The organism is Pseudomonas sp. Je.1.5.c (genome assembly GCF_051129895.1).
GTDB classification, from domain to species: Bacteria; Pseudomonadota; Gammaproteobacteria; order Pseudomonadales; family Pseudomonadaceae; genus Aquipseudomonas; species Aquipseudomonas urmiensis.
Map to the genome: position 1 here is coordinate 59134 of NZ_JBCPSP010000009.1, position 23289 is coordinate 82422.

Here is a 23289-nt window from a genome sequence, read left to right on the forward strand (position 1 = left end):
GATCAGGGGCGCTCTACTGGCAATGATGCTGGCGATCAGCCTCGCCACGCTGGCCCATGCCGAAGGCGAAGTCCGCCAGCTACTGGCCCGCTCGGCAAGCGCGGCCCCGCCGCTGGTGCTGGATCAGCAAGATCGTGACTGGCTCGATAAGCGCAAGGTGTTGGTGCTGGGCAGCTCTCGCCCTGACTATCCGCCTTTTGAAATCAACATTGATCAGGCCGACTATGAGGGCTTGAGCGCCGATTACGCGGGACTTATCGCCGAACAGCTGGGCATTCCCATCGAGGTACGGCGCTTTCCCAGCCGCGACGAGGCGATCGCCGCCCTGCATGAAGGGCGCATCGATCTTTTAGGCAGCTCCAATGCCTTCGAAGCGGTCGAGGCCCAACTGAGCCTGAGCCAGCCGTATGCCGATGACTTGCCGGTGATCGTCAGCCGCCAAGGGCACACCCTCAATCAAAGCAACGCGCTCGCCGGCCTGCGCCTGGCGATGGTCGATCACTACCTGCCAACCGAAATGGTGCGCGCGCACTATCCCCAGGCGCAGCTGTCGCTCTATCGCTCGACCCTGGCAGGCCTCTCGGCTGTGGCGCTGGGCGAGGTGGATGCCTACCTGGGCGATGCCATCAGCACCGACTACTTGATCGGCAAGAGCTACCAAGGGCAGATTCGGGTAGATCACTTCTCGCCCCTGCCTGCTGAGTTCTTTGCCTTCGCCTTGGCCAATGAAAACACCCAGTTGCGCCGATTGGTGGATAATGCGCTCGACAGAATCACCGACAGCGAACGCCTGAATATTCTGCGACGCTGGAGCAGCGGCAATACCAGCCTGCTGATGCAGCGCCGGGTGGCGGCCCTGACTACCGCCGAACAAGAGTGGATTACCCGCCACCCGGTGGTGCGCGTGCTGGTCAATCCGTCCCTGGCCCCGCTGACCTTCAACGACAGCCAGCAACGCCCTACCGGCATCACCATGGACCTGCTCCGGCAAATCAGCCTGCGCACCGGCCTGCAGTTCAATTGCGTCGAAGTCGACTCGGTGCAGGCGATGGTCGAACAGGTCGCCCAAGGTGAGGCGCAGATGATCGGCGCCTTGGGCTACGGCGGCGACCGAGCCGCCCGCCTGCGCTACACCCGCCCATACCTGGTCAGCCCGCGGGTCTTGGTGACCCGCGCGGATATGGCGTGGCCGGCAGGTTCGCGCTCGCTGGAAGGCAAGCGGGTCGCGTTGATCCGCGGCTCGCCCCAGCGCGCCTTGCTCCAGGCCCAGTACGCCCATGCCCGCTTTGTCGAAGTGAACACCCCACTGGGCTTGATGGAAGCGGTAGCCAATGGTGAAGCCGATGTGGCCCTGAGCAGCCTGATCAATGCCGGTTATTACATTGGCCAGGTGTTCAAAGGCAAGCTGCGAATTGCCGGCCTGCAAAACGACGATCCAGCGAGTGCTGCGTTCGCCGTCGCACCCGAGCTGGTCGAGCTGCAAAGCATCCTCAACAAAGCCTTGCTCAGCATTCCCCCCGACGAGATGGACCAACTGGTCAACCGCTGGCGCAGCAGCACTCTGGTCAGTGACAGCCCGTGGCGCAATTACCGCACCCTGGCTTTGCAGGTATTGATCCTTGCCGCGCTGCTGCTGGCAGGCGTGGTGTTCTGGAACAGCTACCTGCGCAAATTGATTCATCAACGTACCGAGGCTCAAGGTGCACTGCAGGCCCAGTTGGCACTGAGCCGCGGCCTGCTCGAACAACTGCGCCAGGCCAAGGACGACGCCGAACAGGCCAGCCAGACCAAAAGCACCTTCCTGGCCACCATGAGCCACGAAATCCGCACGCCAATGAATGCGGTGATCGGCTTGCTGGAGTTGGCACTGGAGGACGCCCAAAATGGCCAAAGCGACCCCCACACCTTACAGACTGCGCATGACTCGGCTGTCGGCCTGCTCGAGCTGATCGGCGATATCCTCGATATTTCCCGCATCGAATCCGGTCACATGACCTTGCAACCGGCACCGACCGATCTGGTCGAGCTGGTCCGCGCAACGGTTCGGGTGTTCGATGGCAATGCCCGCATCAAGGGCCTGCACCTGCGCACCGAGCTGCCCGAGCAGGCGCTTTGGCTGCAGGCCGATCCATTGCGCCTCAAGCAAGTGCTGTCCAACCTGCTGAGCAACGCGATCAAGTTCACCGATCGCGGTGAAATTCTGGTGCGCCTGTCGGCGGCTGCCGGGCAAGCCAACCAGCCCGTACAGGTCACGCTCTGTGTGCAAGATAGCGGCGTGGGCATCAGCCCCGCCGACCAGGCCAAGTTGTTCAATAGCTTCGCCCAGGTAGACGGACCACGTGCGCGCCAGGGCGCAGGCTTAGGCCTGGTAATCAGCCGCACCCTGGCCGAATTGATGGGCGGCAAGTTGACCCTGCAAAGCGTCGAGGGCATGGGCACCAAAGTCGAGGTGACACTGCAACTGACAACCGCCCAGGCGCCTGCCGAGGTCGAGCCAGCCGAAGCTGAACCCATCGACCAGGGCGGGCCGCTGAACATCCTGGTGGTTGACGACTACCCAGCCAACCTGCTGTTGCTAGACAAGCAGCTCTCCACTTTGGGCCATCATGTGACGCTGGCCGAGCATGGCCAGGCGGCGTTCGGCCTCTGGCAAACAGGCCAGTTTGACCTGGTGATCACCGACTGCAGCATGCCGGTGATGGATGGCCATGAACTGACGCAGCGCATACGCGCCGCGGAAAAACTCACTAACCGCCCTCCTTGCCGGATCCTCGGCGTCACCGCCAATGCCCAGGTCGAAGAACGTGAACGCTGCCTGGCCAGTGGCATGGACGACTGCCTGTTCAAGCCTATCGGTTTGCAAACCATCAAGGCGCACCTGCCGCTGGTCCAACCGCCCGAGGCAGAGCCTGGGTTGAGCAGCAGCGGCTTTAACCTCGATGAACTGCGCCACCTGACCCAGGATGACGCCACCTTGATCAGACGCCTGCTTGAGCAGCTGGCACAGAGCGCCAGCGAAGACCTGCAGGGCTTACGCGCCTTAGGCCCAGCACCGCGCGAAGACGCTGTGCGAACCTTGGTGCATCGGATCAAAGGCGGAGCAAAGATGCTTAAAGTCAGGGGCGTGGTGCGCGATTGCGAGGCCGTGGAACAGGCCATCAGCCACCACGAATCCACCTTGAAACTGCTCCAGCGCCTGGAGGCCAGCCTGCAGACGCTGCAACGAGAGCTGCGCGAAAACCTTAATGCAATTGCAACGTCGAGCTGATCTGGCTGATGGCATCGACCACATGCCGCGATCCCTGTTGAATTTCCTGGATCACCGTACCCGCCTCGTTGGCCAACGCTACTCCGCGCCCAGTGCGCGACAGGCTCGACTGCATGCTGGCCACCGCAGTCAGCGACAGGTCGTGGTTCTGGCGCACCACATCAACGATCTCCAAGGTAGCCTTGCTCGTGCGCGCCGCCAGGCTGCGTACCTCGTCAGCGACCACGGCAAAGCCACGACCGTGCTCGCCTGCACGGGCCGCCTCGATCGCGGCGTTGAGCGCTAACAGGTTGGTCTGATCAGCGATACCCCGGATGGTCAGGACAATCTGGCCAATTACTTCCGACTGCTTACTCACCGCATCGATGGTGCGCGCGGCATCGCTCAACTCCTGGGAAATCTGCTCGATCACCTGCACCGTCTGCTGCACCACATCGCTGCCTTTGCGGGCGCAGGCGTCGGTCTGCACGGAACTGGCATGGGCGGCGTCGGCGGCACTCTGCTGGGTGCTGACCTGAGCCGTGATATCACTGGCGAACTTGACTACCTTGTACAGCCGGCCCTTGCTGTCGAAAATCGGATTATACGAAGCCTCCAGGTACACCGTATCGCCGCGCTTGTTGACCCGTTCAAAACGATGGGAGTGGTACTCGCCGCGGTTCAGAGAGGCCCAGAACTCCCGGTACTCGGCCGACTCGCGCTCATGCGCCAGGCAGAACAAGCCATGATGGCGACCGACGACTTCTTCGAGCCGATAGCCCATGGTGTCGAGGAAGTTCTGGTTGGCCTTGATCACCCGGCCTTGCGGGGTGAACTCGATGATCGCCATCGAGCGACCGATCGCCTTGAGCAGGCTTTCGCTTTCATGCTCCTCCAGCACCCGCCGGCTGATATCGGACGCCACCTTGATCACACTGGTAACCTGTTGGCGCTCATCCAGCACCGGCATATAGCTAGCTTCCAGCCACACTTCGCGGCCAGCCTTGTCGACCCGCTCGAAGGTGCCACTGATCGCCTTGCCCTGGCCCAGTTCACGCCACAGCTGCTGGTACTCGGCAGTTTTGGCATAGGCCGGGTCACAGAACAGGCGGTGATGTTTACCGCTGATCTCTTCAGCGCTATAGCCCATGGCTTTGCAGAAGTTGTCGTTGGCGCCGAGGATGGTGCCGTCAGGGGCGAACTCGATCATGGCCATGGAACGGCTGACCGCCGCCAACTTCGCCTCCATACCCGCCAAGGCCTGGCGGCAACGCTGAATCTCGACGAGGTCGGACTTGCGATGGTATTCGAACATGACGCCGGGCTCCTTCATCCACGGGATGCCCTGAGCATAGATCGGCGCCGACGCCATGCAAGCAATCTGCTATCACTTTAGGATTAACCGTGCGCCGCGTGAACGGGCTGCAACGCAGCCCGAACGAAGCAGAGCATGCGCATCAGCTGCTTTCGCGCACCACCAACTCGAAGCCCAGATCCTGCTGCTCGCTGGCCACGCGCTTGCCGTCGAGCATGGCCAGCAGTGCCTGCGCAGCCGCCCGTCCGACCGCAGCGCGCGGCGTGCGAATCGAGGTCAAGGGCGGGACCATATGGGCTGAGGCCGGCAGGTCGTTGAAACCGACCATCGCCACTTGCCGCGGCACCTCGATGCCTTGGCGCAATGCCTGCAAGACTGCACCCTGGGCCAGGTCGTCGTTACAGAAGAAGATCCCGTCGACATCCGGCGCCTGGGCCAGCAAGCGGCTAAACAGCTCCCCGCCTAGGCCAATCGACGACGGCTGCGGCGCCAGCACTTCCAGCTCAGGCGCCTGCATGCCGGCTTCAGCCAAGGCCTGGCGAAACCCTTCGGCACGCTGCAGCACCCGCGGATCGAGCTGCGCAGCGATGAACGCCAGACGCCGCCGGCCGCGTTCGATCAGGTGCCGCGCAGCAGCGCGCCCGGCCTGTTGCTGCGAGAAACCAACCGACACCGCGCCGGCGTCACCACCAAGCTCCATCATGTGCACACAGGGCACTCGGCTGGCGGTCAGCAACTGCCTTGCCGCTTCGCTGCGATCAAAGCCAGTGAGCAGCACCCCACAGGGTTGATAAGCCAGATAGTTGCGAATCAGGTTCTCTTCTTCGGCAATATCGTAGTGATAGTTACCGATCAGCACTTCCAGACCGCGTGGACGCATCACCTCATGGATGGCTTCCAGGGTATCGATGAACAGCTGGTTGGACAGCGACGGAATCAGCACCACCACCGAGTGGCTACGCGCCGAGGCCAACGCCCGGGCCGCCGGGTTGGCGATATAGCCCAAGCTGGCGGCAGCGCTGAGGACCTTTTCCACCAGTTCTGGGGCCACGGTACTGACGCCGCGCAAGGCACGGGATGCGGTAATGGGGGATACGCCGGAAAGCCTGGCCACTTCAGCCAGGGTCGGGCGACCTGTAGTACGGGAGCCGGTGCGGGACATGGATGTTGTAATTTTACTACTTGCCAGGATAGGGAACGGCCACTAAGGTAGCGCTGTCCCAGGACACAGGCAATGTAATCTTTGGTAGCAAGCCCGTGTCCAACGGCCATACTGCGTTAGACAAGACTAATAACACCCGGGAGGGTGGCGCCCGCAATCACTCCTTGCCAGAGCTGAGACAGCGCTATCTTACCCCGCAGGAGGTACTGATGAACTCTCCCCTGTCCGCGATTGTGGTAATGGGCGTGGCCGGCTGCGGTAAAAGCAGCATCGGCGCCGCTATTGCTACGCGAAGCGGCGGCCGCCTGATTGAAGGCGATGCCTTCCACCCGGCCGCCAATATCGAAAAGATGAGCGCCGGCATTCCCCTGGACGACGATGACCGTGCCGGTTGGCTAATCCGCCTGGGAGAAGAGCTGCAGGCCACGCTCAAATCCGGCGAACGGCCAATCCTCACCTGCTCTGCGCTCAAGCGCCGCTATCGCGATGCCCTGCGCCACGCGGTGCCGGACCTGGGCTTCGTGTTCCTCGAGCTGACCCCTGCCGAAGCCGAAAAGCGCGTGCTCGCCAGACCTGGCCACTTCATGCCGGCCAGCCTGATCGAAAGCCAGTTTGCCGCCCTTGAGCCGCCCCATGGCGAACCCCTGACCTTGCCGCTGGACGCTACCCGTCCCGTCGCCGCCTTGGCTGAAACCGTCAATGACTGGCTAAAGCCCTGCGGTGAGCGGACATTGGCGCGGACCGCCTGAGCGGGCGGTTTTTCCGGCTCACCAAAGACAGCGCTACCCCGACGCTTGATGGCGTCTAGAGTTGCACCAATGCTCCGCCTAAAAACAAAGACAAGACCGAGGCTCATGAACCATGTTCGGACTGGCTACTGATACCTTCCTGCTACTCGATGCCCTGGTGACCATCATCGGGCTCATCCTGCTGATCACCCATTTCAAGGTTCACCCCTTCGTCGCCCTGACCCTGGCCGCAGGCTTTCTCGGCCTGACCTCAGGCATGCCGGTGGCCAAGGTCATGAAGTCGTTCCAGGACGGCTTTGGCGGTGTGCTCGGCTTTGTCGGCATCGTCCTGGCGCTGGGCACCATGCTCGGCAAGCTGATGGCTGACTCTGGCGGTGCCGACCAGATCGCCCAGACCCTGATCCGCGCCTTCGGCAAACAGAAGGTGCACTGGGCGATGATGTTCGCGGCCTTCCTGGTGGGCATCCCGCTGTTCTTCGAGATCGGCTTCGTGCTGCTGATCCCGCTGGTATTCATCGTCGCCCGCCGTTCCGGGGTGTCGCTGGTGAAGATCGGTATCCCGCTGCTGGCCGGCCTGTCGGTTGTGCACGGCCTGGTGCCGCCGCATCCAGGGCCATTGCTGGCGATCGGCATCTTCCACGCCGACATCGGCAAGACCATCTTCTACGGCCTGCTGGTGGCACTGCCCACGGCGGTGATCGCCGGCCCCCTGTTCGGTAACTTCATTTCCCGCTACATCCCCGGCAACCCGTCCCAGGAGCTGATGGACCAGATCGCCAAGGAGTCCGACCAGCGCAACCTGCCCAGCTTCAGCGTGACCCTGATCACCGTGCTGCTGCCGGTGGTGCTGATGCTGCTCAAGACCTTCGCTGACGTGGTGCTGCCCGCCGAACACATCGTGCGGCAGTGGATGGACCTGATCGGGCACCCGATCACCGCCCTGCTCGCTGCCCTGCTGCTGGCGTTCTACACCTTCGGCTCGGCCCGCGGCTTCTCGCGCCAACAAATCATGAAGATGCTCGACCAGAGCCTGGCGCCGACCGCAGCGATCGTGCTCATCGTCGGCGCTGGCGGCGGTTTCAAGCAGATGCTGGTGGATACTGGTGTGGGCAACGTGATCGGGCAAATGGCCGTGCAGGCAGAAATCTCGCCGATCATGCTGGCCTGGCTGGTGGCGGCGGTGATTCGCATCGCTACCGGTTCGGCAACCGTGGCGACCATTACCGGCGCCGGCATCGTCGCACCCGTGGTCGACCTGGTGCCCGGGGTCAACCGCGAACTGCTGGTACTGGCCACCGGCGCCGGCTCGCTGATCCTCTCTCACGTCAACGATGCAGGCTTCTGGCTGGTCAAGCAGTACTTCAACATGACCGTGGCCGAGACCTTCAAGACCTGGAGCATGATGGAAACCATCCTTTCGGTGGTGGGCATCATCTTCATCATGCTGTTGGCCCAAGTGGTGTGACCGTTGATCGGGGTGATGGCACCCCGCTCCATCGGGCATGGCCCAACTGAGGTAGAAGCCTGGCGAACGTCGACGCCCCCGCGATGACGTTGGCCCAGGCAGCCACTATCTCGATGCAAAGGAGCCTGCCCATGAAACACGCCCTGCTACTCGCAGCCCTGCTCGCCTCGCCCTTGGCCCTGGCAGCTGGCACCGGCACGACCTACCCCGACGACCCCCACAATCCGGCACCTGTGCCCGGCGTCGATAGCACCTTGAACCCCATCGAGACACCTGTGCCTCGCGATACCGATCCACGGATCCAAGGTAACGATCCAGACAGCCCGCCCGCCGAGCGCAATGAAAACCGCGATCTGCCCGGAATGGGTGACACCGGCTCAGAGGGTACCGGCCGCCAGGGCGAAGGCGGCAGCAGCAAGCCCTGACTGATCCGGGCCCGCTGGCATCACCACTGACGCTTGTCTGGACGGCTCAGGCCAAGCTTTTCGATCTTGTAGCGCAGCATGTCGCGTGACAGCCCAAGCAGACGCGCCGACTTGGTCACGTTCCAATCGGTGCGGTCGAGCGTACGGCACACCAGGTCACGCTCCATCTCCGGCAGACTGCTACCTGGGTCGGCCTCATGCCGTGGCGCTTCATAGGCGCTGAGCATGGGCTGTGGCTGCGCCTGTGGCTCGTCGATCAAGGTCAGGCACAAGTTCAACTGATGCGCGGCAATCACTTCGCTGGGCGCCAGCAATACCGTTTGTTCAAGCATATTGCGCAGCTCGCGCACATTGCCCGGCCAACTGTAGCCAAGCATCAGCGATTCGGCCTCGGCCGAGAAACGCAGGTTGGGCTTGCCGTAGCGGCGCCCGTGATGGGCCAGGAAGTGTCGCGCCAGCAGCAAGATATCCTGGCCGCGCGCATACAGCCTGGGCACTTTGAGGGCAATGATGCGCAGGCGGAAGAACAGGTCGCGTCGAAACTTGCCCTGTTGGACCATCTGCTCCAGGTTGCAGTTGGTGGCACTGATCACCCGCAGGTCGACCTTGCGCTCCTTGACCGCGCCAATCCGACGGATGCTGCGGTCTTCCAGCAGCTTGAGCAGCTTGGCTTGCAGCACCAGGTCCATCTCACCGATCTCATCGAGGAACAATGTGCCGCCATCGGCGGCCTCGACCAAGCCTAACCGCCGCTCCTTGGCATCGGTAAAGGCGCCTTTCTCATGGCCGAACAGCTCGGCCTCAAGCAGGTTGGCCGGGATCGAGGCACAGTTGAACTCGATGAACGGGCCCTTGCTGCGCATGCCATCAAAGTGCAGGGCGCGCGCCACCAGCTCTTTGCCGGTTCCGGTCTCGCCCTCGATCAACACCGGCGGCAGGTCATCGCTGGCCATGCGCCGTTCGGCATCGAGCAACTGGCGCAGGGTGTGCTTGAGGTTGTGCATGGGTGCCGACTCGCCAATCAGCGCCTGCAGGCCAGACTTTTGCGCCTCGCGCTCTTGATAGAACGACAAGGTGCGCTCCATCCGCTCGGTGGCCAGGGCCTTTTCCAGCATCAACTTGAGCTCAGCCAACACCACCGGCTTGGTAAGATAATGAAAGGCGCCTTCTTTCATCGCCAGCACGGCATCTTCGACATTGCCGTAGCCGGTCATCATGATCACTTTGAGCTCCGGCGCCTGCGCCACCAGATTACGCAGCAGGTCGTGACCACTCATGCCCGGCAACGAGTTGTCGGTGAGCACCGCGTCCGGCTGGGCACGACTGATCTGCTCCAGGGCCAGCTCGGCGCTGTGGCAGACCGTCACTTCGAACCCCTTGAGGTTCAGGTAGGTGCGGATGTTGTCGGCGAGGATTTCGTCATCCTCGACTACCAGGATGCTGTGCTCCATGGTGCTCTCCCACTGCAATATTGAAGATCAGGCAGACCCGGGTTCCTTCCTCTTCGCGACTGCTCAGGCTGACCGAGCCGCCAAATCGTTCCATGATGCGCTTGACCAGGACCAACCCCACCCCGAGGCCGCCCTGCTTGGTGGTGAAGAACGGCTTGAACACCATCCGCTCCTGCTGCTGGCTCATGCCCTTGCCGGTGTCACTGAGCAGCAGTTGCACCTGCTGCCCTTCCAGCTCACTCAGCTGTGCGCTGAGCCGACCACCCTTGGGCATGGCTTCTACGGCGTTGGCGAACAGGCTGTTGAGAATTTGCGTCAGTTGCAACGACTGGCTGGCCACCCAGTACTGCGCCGCGCCCTCGTAGCTGAACTGCACGCCGTTGCGTTCGATCTGCTGGGCGAAGGCCAGGCGGGTGTCTTCGATGGCTGCAACCAGGTCGACCGGCTCTGCTTCGTCACTGGTTGGACGCAGTGATACCAGCAGGTCACGCACCCAGCGCGACATGCGATCAACCTGGCTGATGATGTCGGCAATGTTCTTGCGTGCCGGCTCGTTGGCGATTTCCTGGGCAAGCTCGGCACTGGAGCGGATATTGGCCAGCGGGTTGCGCAAGCTATGGGCCACTGCCGAGGACATCTCGCCCAGCGCCACGTAGGTCTCGCTGGCGACCAAGCGTTCCTGCTGGTGATGCAGCATGCCGGCGGCGCGGCGCACGATCCAGAACAGCCCGAAATAGATCAGCGCCCCACCGACCAGGGTCGAGGCCCAGATCAGCACGTAGCCGCGCTGGATGCGGCGGATCAAATCTACCGGTTCCTTGTAAATTTCCACCATCGACAAGACCTGCTCACCTTGGCTGTCGAACAAGGGGATGTAGTTCTCGATGAACAGGTATTGCGGTTCACGCTGGAATTTTTGCTCCTCGCGGTCTTCTTCGGCCTTGTGATAACTGGCCGAGACCGGTTTGCGCGAGCGAAATGCGTGGTCCAGGTCACTGTCGACTTCGATGCGCTTGCCGATCAGTTGCGGGTTGGTCGACCATACGATCGTCCGGTCGCGGGCATAGACATTGGCCAGCAGGGTGTCAGGCAGGTGCTCGACGTGATCGAGAAACTCTTCACGAGTGGACTTGGCCAGCGCCGCCGGTACCTGCAGGTGCTGATCGTCAAGGCGCGGGTCAAGCAGTTCGCCCATGGTGGTGCCCGGTGGTAGCTGCGAATGGCGCACTTCCGCCTGGGCCATGGCCTGGATGAACTGAGCGGTGAGCATGGCATCGCGCTCAACGCTGTCTCGCACCACGAAGCGGGTCGAGACATAACCCAGGCTGCCTGCCACGGCGGTGATGATCAACAGGCTGATCAGCGAGAACCAGCGCAGCAGATTGAACTCGCGCGGCGGCACAGCCAGCTCACTGGAGGGCGTCGAAGACGTGTCTGGCGCATTGTTTTCCAGCGTCTGCATCGCGTAATTCCCGCCTTGAACTGCTACCGTGCGTAGCAGGGTGATATCACTTTGCCGCTAGCGTTGCAGCGGCCGCTGGTCGGTACGTTCATGCAGCAAGAAATCAGCCAAGAATTCATAACTCATTATTATGTTTATTTTCAGTAACTTAGGATGCATATCTAATGCTAAATATCAGTCGTATTCCCCAATAATGGGTATTTTTCACCCAAAATTAATTAATCCTTATAAATCATATCTTTATATAGAGAATCTAAGGCATTGCTTCAATCGTGGATGACTCGAAAACTCAGTGACACTCGGGTGCCCTTGCCTTCGTAACTGCTCAGCCTGACTGATCCGCCAAAGCGCTCCATGATCCGTTTGACCAACACCAGCCCCACGCCCAGCCCGCCTTGCTTGGTGGTAAAAAATGGCTGGAAGGCCAGGCGCTGCTGCTGCTCGCTCATGCCTTTGCCTGTATCGGAGATACGCAAGGTCAGGCTGCGCCGATCACGCCGTACGACCTCAACGCGCAGCTGCCCGCCCTGCTCCATCGACTCCAACGCGTTGGCGATCAGGCTGCTGAAGATCTGCCCCAGCAAGGCCGGCTGGCCGAACACCCGCACCGCCGGCAACGGCTTGAGCTCCAGGCTCACCCCCGCCCGAACCAGCGGCACGGCGAACGTTTGCAGGCTCTCTTGCAGCGCCTGGGTTAGATCCACCGGGACTGCGTCATCATTCAGTGGCCGCAACGATTGCAGCAGTTGCCGCACCCACTGCGACATGCGGTCGACCTGGCTGATGATATCGTTGACGTTCTTCTGCGCCGGCCCCTCGTCGAACACCTGGGCCAGCTCAGCACTGGAGCGAATGCTGGCCAATGGGTTGCGCAGGCTGTGGGCCACCGCCGAGGACATCTCGCCCAGCGCCACGTAGGTCTCGTTACTGATCAGGCGCTTTTGCTGCACCGCCATCACCTTTGAGGCCCGGCGCATGATGCCGTACAAGCCGACATAGACCAGCCCAGCGCCCACCGCGATGGCCAGCCAGATCAACAACAGCCCGTGCTCGATGCGCACGATCAGGTCATGCGGCTCCTTGTAGATTTCCACCATGGCGGTGACCCGCTCACCGTCGGCATCGAACAACGGTATGTAGTTTTCGATGAACAGCTGCTGTGGCGGGGTGACAAACTTCTGCTCGCTGCGCGCATCGTCAATGTCGTGGTAGCTGGCTGAGACGCGCATCTTGTATTCGAAAGCGCGCTCCAGGTCGTCGTCCGATTCGATGATCTTGCCGGTCAAGGCCGGGTTGCTCGACCAGATCACCGTGCGATCGGGTGCGTAGATGTTGGCCAACAGTACATCTGGCAAGTGGGCGATGTGATCGAGAAACTCGCCGCGGGCCTTGCGCCGCGCATCCGGGTCGACATCGGGCATGTCCTGGTCGGTGCGTGGATCGAGTAATTCGCCCATGCTGCGCACATTAGGGATCGCAACATGGCGTACCTCGGCATCGGCGATGGAGGTAATGAACTGGGCGGTGAGCAGCGCATCGCGCTCGACGCTTTCATCAATGATGAACCGGCTGGAGATCAGCCCAAGTCCGGCTGCAACCGAGACGATGATCGCCAGGCTTACCCAGGCATACCAGCGCAACAGGTCGAAGGGCTTGCGGCTTGCGCCCCCATCAGCGCTTGCGGGCACTTCAAGCGTGTCTGGACGAGGGACGAGGTCCATGGCGGACTCCACAACTGGGCACCTGTAAGAGGTTATAGCCCAGTGTTGGGGAAACCATGATGGCAATTGACTGATTTCGCGCCGGTCCCGCTACAGACCCTGCTGCCGGCCAATCTGGGCGCTCAGCGGCGCGTCATCAGCCAAACCCTGCAGCTTTCGGTATTCACGCAGCACGTTAGGCACATAACGGCGGGTTTCGGCGAACGGAGGCACTACCCGGCCACGGCTCAGCACGGCCTCGGGGCCTGCGTTGTAAGCGGCCACCGCCAAGGTGATGTCATTGTCGAACAACTTGAGCATGCGCTTGAGGTAGCGCGCCCCACCCTGCACATTGGCGGCCGGGTCCAACGCATCCTTAACACCCATCTCCTTGGCCGTATCGGGCATCAGTTGCATCAGCCCAACCGCGCCTCTGGGCGAACGTGCCTTGGGGTTGTAGCCCGACTCGGCCTTGATCAAGGCATGCAGCAAAGCCTGAGGCACGTCGTGGGTACGCGCGGCGGCGGCAACCTCGTCGGCATAAGGCCGGCCGGTGACCAATTGCGCGTTGGCCGGCCCGGACAGCGCCGCGACTTCGCTGATCACCCGCTCATAGTGGCGTCCTGGCCGATGCACGTTGGATAACACATAGCCGCCCTTGGCATCGATGGAGATATACACATCGGCCTGAGCAGCACCCGCCGCTAGCCAGATCAGTCCCAGGATAATTCCACGCATGTCGGTCACCTCCCCGTCGTGGCCCCCGATGTGGGGGATATGCCCCGGAAAACCCGAGGTTTGAACCTCTCACGCAAGCACTGTGCCGCTTGCCATGGCCCATGGCGCAAGGCCGCGAGGCAGACGTGCACGACAGTTGCATAAGGCCTTGCGAGAACTGCCTAACCGCACTGGAGGGTTTCACCATGCAGCGCAGATCCAACGCCCAGAGAGGCTTCACCCTGCTTGAATTGTTGGTGGTGCTGGTGGTGCTCGGCTTGCTGGCCGGCATCGTCGCACCCAAGTACTTCAGCCAACTCGGCCGCTCCGAAGCGAAAGTGGCCCGCGCCCAGATCGAAGGGCTAAGCAAAGCCCTGGACCTGTATCGCCTGGAAGTCGGTCACTACCCCAATAGCGAGCAAGGCTTGCAGGCCCTGGTCAGTGCGCCGAGCGGCGAGGCACGCTGGTCGGGCCCATACCTGCAAAAAGCCGTGCCTCAAGACCCCTGGGGCCGCGCCTATATCTACCGCCAACCCGGCGAAAACGGTGGCGAGTACGACCTGCTGTCGATGGGCAAGGATGGCCAGCCCGGAGGCGATGGGGAAAACGCCGAAGTCACCAGCTGGCAGTAAGGAGAGCGACTATGCGCTACCACCTCAAAGCATTGGGGAGCCAAGGCGTCGTTGAGCTGCAGATCGACGCCGAGGATGCCGAGCAGGCGCGCCGCCAGGCCCAGGCGCAAGGCCTGCGGGTGGTCAGCCTGCGCGGCCAGGCCAACAGTCTGCGTGGCCTGCCCTGGCGCCGCGCCCCGGCGTTCGACCTGGTGCTGTTCAGTCAGGAACTGAGCACCCTGCTCAATGCCGGCCTGCCGCTGATCGATACCCTGGAAAGCCTGGCCGAAAAAGCCCCTGGCGGGTCGTCCCGCAAGGTGCTCGAGCAATTGGTACGTCAGCTGTATGAAGGCCGCTCGCTGTCCCAGGCGCTAGGCCAGCAACCGCAGGTGTTTCCAACCCTGTATGTGGCGCTGGTGCAGTCCAGCGAACGCACTGGCGCCCTCGGCGATGCCCTGGGCCGTTACATCGGCTACCGCCAGCGGCTGGACCTGGTCCGGCAGAAACTGGTGGGAGCCTCGGTGTATCCGTTGCTGTTGCTGCTGGTTGGGGGTGGCGTGGTGCTGTTTTTGCTGGGCTATGTGGTGCCGCGCTTCAGTTTGGTGTTCGAGGGCATGGGCACTGAACTGCCCTGGCTGTCGCGGGTATTGATGCAGATTGGCCTGTTCCTGCATGCGCAGATGCTGCCGCTGGCAGTGGCCACGCTTGGCGCGCTGACGGCGCTGGCGCTGATGCGCCGTAACCCAGCATTACGGCGCTGGCTGGGGCGGCAAATACGGCGCTTTGGGGCGTTGCACCAGCGCTTGCTGATGTATGAACTGGCGCGTTTCTACCGCTCGCTGGGGATCTTGCTACAAGGCGGGATATCCATTCTGACTGCCATGGGCATGGCCCGTGGGCTGCTCGGCAGCGGCACCGCGCAGGGGCTTGAGCAAGCCAGCCAGCGGGTCGCTGAAGGCCTGCCGCTGTCCGATGCACTGGAGGCTGGCGGCTTGGTGACGCCAGTGTCACTGCGCCTGCTCAGGGCCGGCGAGCAGTCGGGCAACCTGGGCGAGATGCTCGAGCGCTGCGCCGACTTTCATGACCAGGAAGTCGGTCGCTGGGTGGAATGGTTCGTGAAACTGTTCGAGCCTTTGCTGATGACCTTCATTGGCCTGTTGATCGGCCTGATCGTGATCCTGATGTACATGCCGATCTTCGAGCTGGCTTCGAGCATTCATTGAGCGCAAGCCTCAGTAATCGAAGCGATCCACCGCCCGCCGCCGCTCGTTGTCGTCGCGCCGGTCATAGGCGGCGGTGGTCTGGATATTGGCATGGTGGGCCAGCTTCTGTGCAATCGACAGGTCGTGCTCCTCGATCACCCGGGTAATGAACGCCCGGCGAAAATCATGGGGCATGATCTTCACCCCGACCTGGGCGCCACGCTGGCGAGCGATGTAATAGATGGCATGCTTGGTGATCCGCGCGCGAGTGATGTGATTGCCCCGGCGAATCCGATTGAACAGAAAGCCGTCATCGCCCTCACCTTCCGCTAACTGCGCACGGCGCAGGTCGAGCCAGGCCTGTAGCTTTTCGAAGGCCCAAGCCGGTGCATATTTGACCAACTGGCGGTTGCCCTTGCCCACCACTTGCAGGCTGCGGGCCTGGAAGTCGACCTGGGCCAGATCGACATCGACCGATTCCGACTTGCGCATGCCGGTGCCATACAACAAGGCAATGATCGCCGCATCGCGCACGCCTTGCGGGCGTGGGTCGGCGGCGCAGACGTCCATCAGCTCTCGAATCAGGCTACGGCGCAGATTGCGCCCCGGTGGCAAGCGGCTGCCGCTGTCTGGCTTGACCTCGCGTATGCGCAGCAACTGCTCGTGGTCGATCAGGCCCTGGCGCCAGGCTTCATTCATCACCCCGCGCACCGCGTTGACATACAACGACGAGGTATTCGGCGCATAGCCATCGGCACGCAGCGCCGCCACCAGAGCGATGACATGGCCAGGCTCAAGACGATGCCACGGCACCTCTTCGATATCGCAATCGACGAACCCCAGGCGGTCGGCGCCATCCTGGAGGATGTAACGCATGGTCAACTGGCTGGATGGCGCCAAGCGCGCCAGATACTGCAACAGCGGATTGTGCAGGAGATCAGACAAAACGTGGATCCTGTAGCGTGAAACGGAGGCGAAAACGGTGCCATCACCTTGATATACAAGGGCTTTGCGCAGTGTGAAGGCGGTGATGGTACCTCATTCCTACTGCTCTGATCGAACCTGAGGCCTAGCCCCGGGGTGGGCTAGAGTGGTAGCCATGACCATTGAGCGCCGAGGCAGCATGGCTTTGCACCGTTTGACCCGTACCCACCCACGCCTGAGCGTCGCCGCCCTCGCCGGACTGGTGGGCGCCTGGCTGATCCCAGCAGATGATCTGACCCAGCACATTCTCGCGGGCTGGAACCTGGGCGTCTGGCTGTACTTGCTGTTGGTCGCCTGGCTGACCTGGCGGGCCACGCCTGAGACGGTGCGCAAGGTCGCCCGGGTCGAGGATGAGAACGCAGCGCTGGTGTTGTTCACCGTGTGCATCGCGGCTATCGCCAGCCTTGCCGCGGTGACCCTGCAACTGGTGTCCAGCCGCGGCCTGCAAGGCAGCGCGCTCGCCTTGCACTACTTGTACACCGGCCTGACGGTGGCGGGCTCATGGCTGCTGATCGGCTGCATCTTCAGCCTGCATTACGCGCGCTTGTTCTACACCGACAAGGGCCACCAGCCGCTGTTGCGTTTTGCCGACAACGAGCGCAACCCCGACTACTGGGACTTTCACTACTTCTCCTTCACCATCAGCGTCGCCGTGCAGACCTCTGATGTCGGTGTCGGCGGCCGAGGCATGCGCCGGGTGGTGCTGGCCCACTCACTGGTAGGCTTCGTATTCAATACCGCCATCCTGGGCTTTACCATCAACATTGCTGCCGGCCTGCTTGGCGCAAATTAGCTGCACCGTCGGTCGGAAACTGCTGGGCAGGCGCAGGCGGAAAAACAGCACAGCCCTCCTCTCGCCCCAGGCCCTGCACACAGCGAAAACGTTTGCCTGACAAACTGCCGCCAGCGAGCATCCAAGCAGGTGCTGTGACCGCCGTCATGCATTAGCACATTTGTCATATTTTCTGGGGGACACTGCTAAGCCAAGTGCTATCGTTACAGTCCCACCGGCCGCATGAGTGGCCGCATGATCACCGCGTTCAAAATGAGGACAAGGAGGCTGGCATGAACAAGATGACGTTCCCCAACGCCTGCCAGGTGATGCGCTGGCACTTCCACCCTTTGGGATTCGAAGCCAGCATGGATGCGCCGCGCAGCATGATCGCCCGCCTGTTCGACCGCGCCACTGGCGAAACCGTACTGGCCATCGCCGGCATTCCCTGTGCGGCGATCATGGCCGCGGCCGATGTCGAACGGATCATCGAAGCGGTAGAGGATGAAATGGCCGCGTTCGTCCCATCGTTCGCCTTGCGCGACGCGGTCTAGCCGACCTGCTGCTGTTTTTCCCGCAATGCCACCAGCCCTGCCATGAACTGCTCGGCAGGTACCGGCCTGCCCATCAGGTAGCCCTGCAGCGAATCGCACCCTAAGCGGGTGAGAAAGTCTTGCTGGCGATCGGTTTCGACCCCCTCGGCAACGATCCGCAGGCCCAGCGCCTGGCCAAGGGCGACGATGGCCGAGACGATCGCGGCGTCATCGCTGTCGTGCTCAAGATCACGGACGAATCCGCGATCGATCTTCAGTTCGTTGGCCGGCAGGCGCTTGAGGTACATCAGGCTCGAATAGCCGGTGCCAAAGTCGTCGATGGAAATGTCCACGCCCATGTCGGACAGCTTCTGCAGCACGGTCAGGCTGGCATCGGCGTCGTGCATGGCCGTGGTTTCGGTGATCTCCAGGGTCAAGCGGTTGGCGGGCAGCTGATTGCGCTGCAAGGCGCTGGCAACACTGGCCACCAGGCCTGCGTGGCAAAACTGGATCGCCGACAGGTTGACCGCCATGCGCCAGTCTGGGTGCCCCTGCTCCAGCCACTCGCGCATCTGCCGACACGCTTCATCGAGCACCCATTCACCGATGGGGATGATCAGCCCGGTTTTTTCCGCAAGGCCGATGAAGCGGTCCGGCAGCAGTAGCCCCTGCTGCGGATGATCCCAACGCAGCAACGCCTCGGCACCAATTGGCTGGCGCAGGGTAGCGTCGAATTTAGGCTGGTAATGCAGGCGGAACTGGCCAAGCTCCAACGCTGCGCGCAGGTCCTGGAGCAATTGCAGCTGCTGGCGGGCGTTGCTGTTCATCGACACGTCGAAGAAGCTGTAGCCGTTCTTGCCTGCGCTCTTGGCGTGGTACATCGCCGCATCGGCGTTACGCAGCAGTTCGAGCTGATCGACGCCGTTGCCCGGATAAAGCACGATGCCCAGGCTCGCGGTCAGTTGCAGGTCGTGCTCGGCCACGCGAAATTGCCGCGAGACCAGGTTGACTTGCTTGGCCGCTACATCCATGGCGTCCTCCGGCTCTTGCAGCTCGACCAGCAGGACGAACTCATCGCCGCCAATCCGCGCCAGGGTGTCCTGGCTGTGCAAGTGACCACGCAGGCGCGAGGCGACAGCCTTGAGCAACTGATCACCGACATGATGGCCAAACGCATCGTTAACCGGCTTGAAGCCATCCAGGTCGATGAACATCAGCGCGAAACAACCGCCCTGCTCGGTCACCTTGCCGATTGCCTGGTCGATCCGATCGGCCAGCAGCGTGCGGTTGGGCAAGCCGGTAAGGATATCGTGCAGCGCCAACTGGGTAAGTTCCTGGTTGGCCAACGTCAGCGACCGCGCAAGCTCTGCGGTGCGCGCTTCCAGCCGGGCATCGAGCACCGAGGTCAGCAGTGCCACCGAGAGCACTGCCAAGGTGGTGATCAGCACCAGGTAATCCAGGCCGTCGCCACTCAGGCCAGTGGTCAACGCGCCGCAGAAGCTGCCCTCGGGGAAGTTCGCCGCAGCCATGCCGGTGTAGTGCATGCCCACGATGGCAATACCCATCACCACTGCCGCCGCGCCGCGGATCTGCCGCACATAAGGGGTGTGCTGGCGTAGACGGAAGGCAATCCACAGCGCCGCGGCCGAAGCGCCGACTGCGATCGCCAGCGAGGCGCCGAACAGCGTCGGGTCGTAATCGATGCCCGGTTGCATGCGCAGGGCAGCCATGCCCATGTAATGCATGCTGCTGATGCCGCTGCCCATGATCAGCGCGCCAAAGCCCAGTTGCAGCCACGGCAGGCTAGGCTGGCTCACCAGCCATAAGGCAAAGCCACACGACAGCACCGCGATCAGCAACGACAGCGCGGTCAGTGGCAAGTCGTAGCCCAGGTCGATCGGCAGGCTGAAGGCGAGCATGCCAATGAAGTGCATCGACCACACGCCGATACCCATGGCCAACGCCCCGCCAGCCATCCACAAATGCGCTGCACGGCCCTTGGCCGTGGCGATCCGCCCGGTCAGGTCAAGGGCGGTGTAGGAGGCAAGAATGGCGACGCACAGCGAGATCAACACCAGCGAGGAAGAGTAGCTACCGATCAGCATTGGCACATCCAGCGGCGGGCGTGGGAGTGCCCGCAAAAAGCTGATGATTGTACTCAAGCTTTAGCGAAACGCACGGGTTTTCGCGAATGAGAACGGATCCAATCCTGTGCAAGAGGAGCCGCTGCGCGCCCCTATATTCGTCCGGCAACTACCTGTAGACCGCCGCATACGCCTCACGCAAATCACACGCCCAGCCATCGAGCACAGCCTTGACGTTATCCGCCGTCATCACCTGCCGGTCATTCTCCAGCGGCACCCCGGTGCCCATCCTCATCACCTCGGCCACCACCGCCCCGGTCGCGCCATCCTCAAATGAAAGCTCAGTGCTGATCTCGCTGTCCTGATCGCGTATCCCGGTGGCAGTGCTCACCCCGGCTGCGACCAAGGTAATTGGCAGCCACTCATAAAAGCGCAGGCCCTGGGTACTGGCCGCAACCCGGGTAATGGCAGGCCTGACCACCAAGGTATGCGGGCCTGGCTTGTCGACCACGGTCAAGACTTTGCCCAGCTCGTACTTGAGCGATGCATCGTAATAGCCGAGCACGTTAGTCAAAGTGGCCCCAGGAATCCGCTCGCTCGGCTCGAACCGTGGGTAAAACACGCTGGGGGCAAAGTACACCTGGGTGTACTGCCCCCGGCTCACGCCAGGGCTGACCCAACTCAGCACCGTCTGGCCCGAGGGCGCTTGACGCTGGCTGAGCAGGCTATAGTCCTGGAGAAACCCGGCGTGCATCTCATTGGGCGCCTTTTTGCTGCTACAGGCCGACAGGGTCAACACGGCGGCAAACAGCAGCGACAGCGAACGGTTGCTTCTCATCACGGCAATCCCTTTAACAACTACGTGGTCATACATGGACTTGGCTACCTTCAGCGCCTTCGGAGCAGGCGATGCGCAGTTGCCCATGGGCCATGATCCAGGCGATCAGCTCGGCGGTGGGCACTGCGTGGGCGTACTCGACCCAGTGACCGCTGTCCGGGCTGTAGTGCTCGACGTAGCGGCGCAGCACTACTTGGTGCTGATCCTGGGCCAGCCCCAGGCAGGACTGCTGGAAAATGATCGGCTCGTCGCGCCCGGTGGTGGTGGTGCGCTGCATCAGGATCAACGAGCGGGCGATGTCGTGTGCGGGATACTTGCTGTGCAAAACCTTCATGGACGCCCCCTTTGGCTTGGAAAGCCGGCAGAGTGCCCGGCGCGTTTTGCTGGAGGATGTCCGCTTGATGGCTGCTTTGACGCTTTGTTGCTCGATTGAAATATATGACCCAACCCGGGCAATGGTTTTACAGTTGCCCTTTTTTCGCCTGTGGACCTGAGTGATCGTGAGCAGACTGCTGATCGTCGACGACGATATGGAAATCCTGTCGTTGCTGAAGAAGTTCTTCCTTCAGCATGCCTATGAGGTGGATGTCGCCCCGCATGGCGAGGCGATGTGGGCGGCGATCGCCCAGCAGCGCCCGGACACCATCATTCTCGACCTGATGCTGCCTGGTGAAGGCGGCCTGAGCCTGTGCCAGAAAGTCCGCGCGCAAACCGGCATCCCGATCATCATGCTCACCGCCATGGCCGAACTGAGCGACCGCATCGTCGGCCTGGAGCTGGGCGCCGACGATTACCTGACCAAGCCGTTCGCCCCGCGTGAGCTGCTGGCGCGGTTGCGCGCCTTGCAGCGCCGGGTAGGCGAACGGCAAGTGCCCGACAGCGAACCGTCACGGCCGATAATCGGCTTTGCCGGTTGGCACCTGGACATCACCGCGCGCGAGTTGCGCTCGCCTGAAAACGTGATGATCCCACTGTCTGGCGGTGAGTTCGATCTGTTGCTGGTGTTTCTCGAGCATCCACAGCGCATCCTCACCCGCGAGCAACTGATCGACCTCACCCACGGCCAAGGCCACGACGCTTATGACCGCAGCATCGACGTGCAGGTCAGCCGCCTGCGGCGCAAGATCGAGCCCGACAGCAAGCGTCCGGACCTGATCCGCACCGTGCGCAACGGCGGTTACATGTTCACCGCCAAGGTTAGCCGCTCGTGACTACACCGCGCTGGCGCCGCGATACCCTCAACCGGCGCATTGCCCTGACTATCCTGCTGGCGATGCTGATCTCGTTGGCCCTCAATGCCCTGTTCGTGCAGGTGGCAGGCATCTGGGCGCGGCCGCCGATCGACCGCACAGGTTTGCTCGACCAGATTGCCGCCACCGCGCGGGTGATCGAAGCCGCCCCGGCGCCCCTGCGCCCGCAGTTGGCCAATGCCGCCAGCAGCCCCATGCTGCAGGTGCAATGGCAAGCCGAGCGCCGCGCATTCGATTTGCCGCCGGGTGGCGCGCAGGTCGACCCCGGCAAAGTGCCCGTGCTGCGCCAATTGCTCGGCAATCAGCGGGAAATCGAAGTCTACCGGCCCAGTGACTGGCCCAGCGGCAGCGTCCAGGCGCGGTATGCCGTGCTGATCGAGTTCGGCGATGGCAGCTGGCTGTCGTTCGTGCCACCTGAGCGCAGCTGGGGTTTGAACTTGCCGGCCCGTATTGGCGTGATCATCGCCCTGGGGCTGATCGCCACCTTGCTGGTCGCCTGGATCGCCACCCACCAACTGGCCAAGCCCCTGCAGCGCTTTGCCGGTGCGGCCCGGCGCTTTGGAGGTGATTTAAGCGCGCCACCGATCAAGCTTGAAGGCCCCCACGAAATCCGCCAGGCGATCATCGCCTTCAACACCATGCAGGCGCAGATTCAGCATTTCATCGCTGAGCGCACTCACATGCTCGCAGCCATCTCCCACGACCTGCGTGCGCCGTTGACGCGGATGCGCTTGCGCAGCGAGTTCATGGAAGACCTCGATCACCAGCGCAAACTGATTCGCGATGTCGAAGAAATGCAGTCGATGATCAACGCCGCCCTGGCGTTTTTCCGCGAAGACACCGCGCTGGAGCAGAGCACCGCGTTCGATCTGTCGGAGCTGCTGCAAACCATCATCGACGACTACCGCGACCAGGGCATTGCCGTCGACTTCGCCGGCCCTGCGCACCTGGTGTATGACGGCCGGCCGCTGAGCATCAAGCGTGTGATCGTCAACCTGCTGGACAATGCGGTGAAGTATGGCCGACAGCCGCGCATTGACCTGAGCAGTGACGAGCAAGCCGTGCGCATCGAGGTTAGCGACCAAGGGCCGGGGATTCCCGAACCCGCCCTGCAGCGCGTGTTCGATCCGTTCTTTCGCCTTGAGGGCTCGCGTAACCGCGACACCGGCGGGGTGGGCCTGGGCCTGTCGGCAGCGCGGGCGATCGTGCGCGAGCAAGGCGGCGAGCTGACCCTGCGCAATGGCAGCGGCTCAGGGCTGATTGCGCAGGTTGAGCTGCCGGGGCGTAGCTGAAGCAAATCTGCAGGGCCAGCAACCGCTACC

The 23289-nt window shown here is 62.3% G+C and carries 20 protein-coding genes and 1 pseudogene; 10 read left to right on the top strand and 11 right to left on the bottom strand.

Features of this window, described 5'->3' with window-relative positions:
* The first annotated feature begins 1 nt into the window (after position 1).
* Complete coding sequence (locus tag AAZU54_RS09890; RefSeq protein ID WP_434727122.1) at positions 2-3268, top strand: transporter substrate-binding domain-containing protein; 3267 nt, start codon at positions 2-4, stop codon at positions 3266-3268.
* On the opposite strand, the gene AAZU54_RS09895 is transcribed toward AAZU54_RS09890, so the two are convergent.
* From AAZU54_RS09895 to AAZU54_RS09905, 3 genes and pseudogenes are all read right to left on the bottom strand, one after another.
* Positions 3243-3737, bottom strand: coding sequence for a methyl-accepting chemotaxis protein (locus tag AAZU54_RS09895; RefSeq protein ID WP_392467266.1), 495 nt, complete (start codon positions 3735-3737; stop codon positions 3243-3245). The two genes, AAZU54_RS09890 and AAZU54_RS09895, sit on opposite strands and share 26 nt — an antisense overlap.
* Before the next feature lie 42 nt (positions 3738-3779).
* A pseudogene (locus AAZU54_RS09900) lies at positions 3780-4619 on the bottom strand (PAS domain-containing protein); the annotation flags it as partial.
* Positions 4620-4704: 85 nt separating this feature from the next.
* Positions 4705-5724: a LacI family DNA-binding transcriptional regulator gene (locus AAZU54_RS09905; RefSeq protein WP_186554316.1), complete on the bottom strand. Its 1020-nt coding sequence runs from the start codon at positions 5722-5724 to the stop codon at positions 4705-4707.
* A gap of 209 nt (positions 5725-5933) precedes the next feature.
* Here AAZU54_RS09905 and AAZU54_RS09910 point away from each other — a divergent pair, with 209 nt between their 5' ends.
* The 3 genes from AAZU54_RS09910 to AAZU54_RS09920 all read left to right on the top strand — a co-directional run bounded on the left by AAZU54_RS09910 (position 5934) and on the right by AAZU54_RS09920 (position 8363).
* Positions 5934-6473 (top strand): gluconokinase, encoded by a 540-nt coding sequence (locus AAZU54_RS09910; RefSeq protein ID WP_186554315.1) that lies wholly within the window; start codon positions 5934-5936, stop codon positions 6471-6473.
* A gap of 112 nt (positions 6474-6585) precedes the next feature.
* Positions 6586-7938, top strand: coding sequence for a GntP family permease (locus AAZU54_RS09915; protein ID WP_186554314.1), 1353 nt, complete (start codon positions 6586-6588; stop codon positions 7936-7938).
* Positions 7939-8069: 131 nt separating this feature from the next.
* On the top strand, positions 8070-8363 hold the full coding sequence (locus AAZU54_RS09920) for a hypothetical protein (protein WP_405129495.1): 294 nt from the start codon (positions 8070-8072) through the stop codon (positions 8361-8363).
* Between the two features lie 20 nt (positions 8364-8383).
* On the opposite strand, the gene AAZU54_RS09925 is transcribed toward AAZU54_RS09920, so the two are convergent.
* From AAZU54_RS09925 to AAZU54_RS09940, 4 genes are all read right to left on the bottom strand, one after another.
* Complete coding sequence (locus tag AAZU54_RS09925; RefSeq protein WP_186554313.1) at positions 8384-9814, bottom strand: sigma-54-dependent transcriptional regulator; 1431 nt, start codon at positions 9812-9814, stop codon at positions 8384-8386.
* Positions 9783-11276, bottom strand: a complete 1494-nt coding sequence (locus AAZU54_RS09930; protein WP_186554312.1) for a sensor histidine kinase — start codon at positions 11274-11276, stop codon at positions 9783-9785. The genes AAZU54_RS09925 and AAZU54_RS09930 overlap by 32 nt, the downstream gene beginning before the upstream one ends.
* Positions 11277-11542: 266 nt before the next feature.
* Entirely contained in the window at positions 11543-12997 is a 1455-nt protein-coding gene (locus tag AAZU54_RS09935) for a sensor histidine kinase (RefSeq protein ID WP_434727090.1), read from the bottom strand.
* 90 nt (positions 12998-13087) lie between these two features.
* Entirely contained in the window at positions 13088-13714 is a 627-nt protein-coding gene (locus AAZU54_RS09940; protein WP_186554310.1) for a lytic transglycosylase domain-containing protein, read from the bottom strand.
* Positions 13715-13899: 185 nt separating this feature from the next.
* Between AAZU54_RS09940 and gspG the strand changes: the two genes are divergently transcribed.
* The gene (gspG, locus tag AAZU54_RS09945; protein WP_186554309.1) at positions 13900-14325 is read left to right on the top strand and encodes a type II secretion system major pseudopilin GspG; all 426 of its coding nucleotides are present in this window, start codon (positions 13900-13902) and stop codon (positions 14323-14325) included.
* Positions 14326-14336: 11 nt separating this feature from the next.
* On the top strand, positions 14337-15527 hold the full coding sequence (locus AAZU54_RS09950; RefSeq protein ID WP_434727091.1) for a type II secretion system F family protein: 1191 nt from the start codon (positions 14337-14339) through the stop codon (positions 15525-15527).
* A 9-nt stretch (positions 15528-15536) separates the two neighbouring features.
* On the opposite strand, the gene AAZU54_RS09955 is transcribed toward AAZU54_RS09950, so the two are convergent.
* The gene (locus AAZU54_RS09955; RefSeq protein ID WP_264232584.1) at positions 15537-16451 is read right to left on the bottom strand and encodes a site-specific integrase; all 915 of its coding nucleotides are present in this window, start codon (positions 16449-16451) and stop codon (positions 15537-15539) included.
* Between the two features lie 178 nt (positions 16452-16629).
* On the opposite strand from AAZU54_RS09955, the gene AAZU54_RS09960 reads away from it, so the two are divergent.
* Together AAZU54_RS09960 and AAZU54_RS09965 are read left to right on the top strand one after the other, a co-directional pair.
* Positions 16630-17283 carry a DUF1345 domain-containing protein gene (locus AAZU54_RS09960; RefSeq protein WP_434727092.1) on the top strand — a complete coding sequence of 218 codons (654 nt, stop codon included), beginning with the start codon at positions 16630-16632 and terminating at the stop codon, positions 17281-17283.
* 272 nt (positions 17284-17555) lie between these two features.
* A complete protein-coding gene (locus AAZU54_RS09965) occupies positions 17556-17816 on the top strand; it encodes a DUF1652 domain-containing protein (protein WP_186554305.1) in 261 nt (86 codons plus the stop codon).
* On the opposite strand, the gene AAZU54_RS09970 is transcribed toward AAZU54_RS09965, so the two are convergent.
* The 3 genes from AAZU54_RS09970 to AAZU54_RS09980 all read right to left on the bottom strand — a co-directional run bounded on the left by AAZU54_RS09970 (position 17813) and on the right by AAZU54_RS09980 (position 21051).
* On the bottom strand, positions 17813-19900 hold the full coding sequence (locus tag AAZU54_RS09970) for a putative bifunctional diguanylate cyclase/phosphodiesterase (RefSeq protein WP_217838527.1): 2088 nt from the start codon (positions 19898-19900) through the stop codon (positions 17813-17815). The genes AAZU54_RS09965 and AAZU54_RS09970 overlap by 4 nt on opposite strands.
* Positions 19901-20048: 148 nt before the next feature.
* Complete coding sequence (locus tag AAZU54_RS09975; RefSeq protein WP_186557096.1) at positions 20049-20717, bottom strand: DUF3313 domain-containing protein; 669 nt, start codon at positions 20715-20717, stop codon at positions 20049-20051.
* Between the two features lie 28 nt (positions 20718-20745).
* Entirely contained in the window at positions 20746-21051 is a 306-nt protein-coding gene (locus AAZU54_RS09980) for a hypothetical protein (protein ID WP_186557094.1), read from the bottom strand.
* 166 nt (positions 21052-21217) lie between these two features.
* Here AAZU54_RS09980 and AAZU54_RS09985 point away from each other — a divergent pair, with 166 nt between their 5' ends.
* Together AAZU54_RS09985 and AAZU54_RS09990 are read left to right on the top strand one after the other, a co-directional pair.
* Positions 21218-21928: a response regulator gene (locus tag AAZU54_RS09985; RefSeq protein WP_186557093.1), complete on the top strand. Its 711-nt coding sequence runs from the start codon at positions 21218-21220 to the stop codon at positions 21926-21928.
* 62 nt (positions 21929-21990) lie between these two features.
* Complete coding sequence (locus AAZU54_RS09990; protein ID WP_434727123.1) at positions 21991-23259, top strand: ATP-binding protein; 1269 nt, start codon at positions 21991-21993, stop codon at positions 23257-23259.
* Positions 23260-23289: the final 30 nt, after the last annotated feature.

Bases quoted from the DNA above. Each gene is read 5' to 3' on its own strand.
- AAZU54_RS09990 (WP_434727123.1), top strand. From the start codon at position 21,991: ATGCTGATCTCGTTGGCCCTCAATGCCCTGTTCGTGCAGGTGGCAGGC.
- AAZU54_RS09930 (WP_186554312.1), bottom strand. From the start codon at position 11,276: ATGCAGACGCTGGAAAACAATGCGCCAGACACGTCTTCGACGCCCTCC.
- AAZU54_RS09940 (WP_186554310.1), bottom strand. From the start codon at position 13,714: ATGCGTGGAATTATCCTGGGACTGATCTGGCTAGCGGCGGGTGCTGCT.
- AAZU54_RS09905 (WP_186554316.1), bottom strand. From the start codon at position 5,724: ATGTCCCGCACCGGCTCCCGTACTACAGGTCGCCCGACCCTGGCTGAA.
- AAZU54_RS09970 (WP_217838527.1), bottom strand. From the start codon at position 19,900: ATGCTGATCGGTAGCTACTCTTCCTCGCTGGTGTTGATCTCGCTGTGC.
- gspG (WP_186554309.1), top strand. From the start codon at position 13,900: ATGCAGCGCAGATCCAACGCCCAGAGAGGCTTCACCCTGCTTGAATTG.
- AAZU54_RS09960 (WP_434727092.1), top strand. From the start codon at position 16,630: ATGGCTTTGCACCGTTTGACCCGTACCCACCCACGCCTGAGCGTCGCC.
- AAZU54_RS09910 (WP_186554315.1), top strand. From the start codon at position 5,934: ATGAACTCTCCCCTGTCCGCGATTGTGGTAATGGGCGTGGCCGGCTGC.
- AAZU54_RS09935 (WP_434727090.1), bottom strand. From the start codon at position 12,997: ATGGACCTCGTCCCTCGTCCAGACACGCTTGAAGTGCCCGCAAGCGCT.
- AAZU54_RS09915 (WP_186554314.1), top strand. From the start codon at position 6,586: ATGTTCGGACTGGCTACTGATACCTTCCTGCTACTCGATGCCCTGGTG.
- AAZU54_RS09965 (WP_186554305.1), top strand. From the start codon at position 17,556: ATGAACAAGATGACGTTCCCCAACGCCTGCCAGGTGATGCGCTGGCAC.
- AAZU54_RS09920 (WP_405129495.1), top strand. From the start codon at position 8,070: ATGAAACACGCCCTGCTACTCGCAGCCCTGCTCGCCTCGCCCTTGGCC.
- AAZU54_RS09975 (WP_186557096.1), bottom strand. From the start codon at position 20,717: ATGAGAAGCAACCGTTCGCTGTCGCTGCTGTTTGCCGCCGTGTTGACC.
- AAZU54_RS09925 (WP_186554313.1), bottom strand. From the start codon at position 9,814: ATGGAGCACAGCATCCTGGTAGTCGAGGATGACGAAATCCTCGCCGAC.
- AAZU54_RS09980 (WP_186557094.1), bottom strand. From the start codon at position 21,051: ATGAAGGTTTTGCACAGCAAGTATCCCGCACACGACATCGCCCGCTCG.
- AAZU54_RS09950 (WP_434727091.1), top strand. From the start codon at position 14,337: ATGCGCTACCACCTCAAAGCATTGGGGAGCCAAGGCGTCGTTGAGCTG.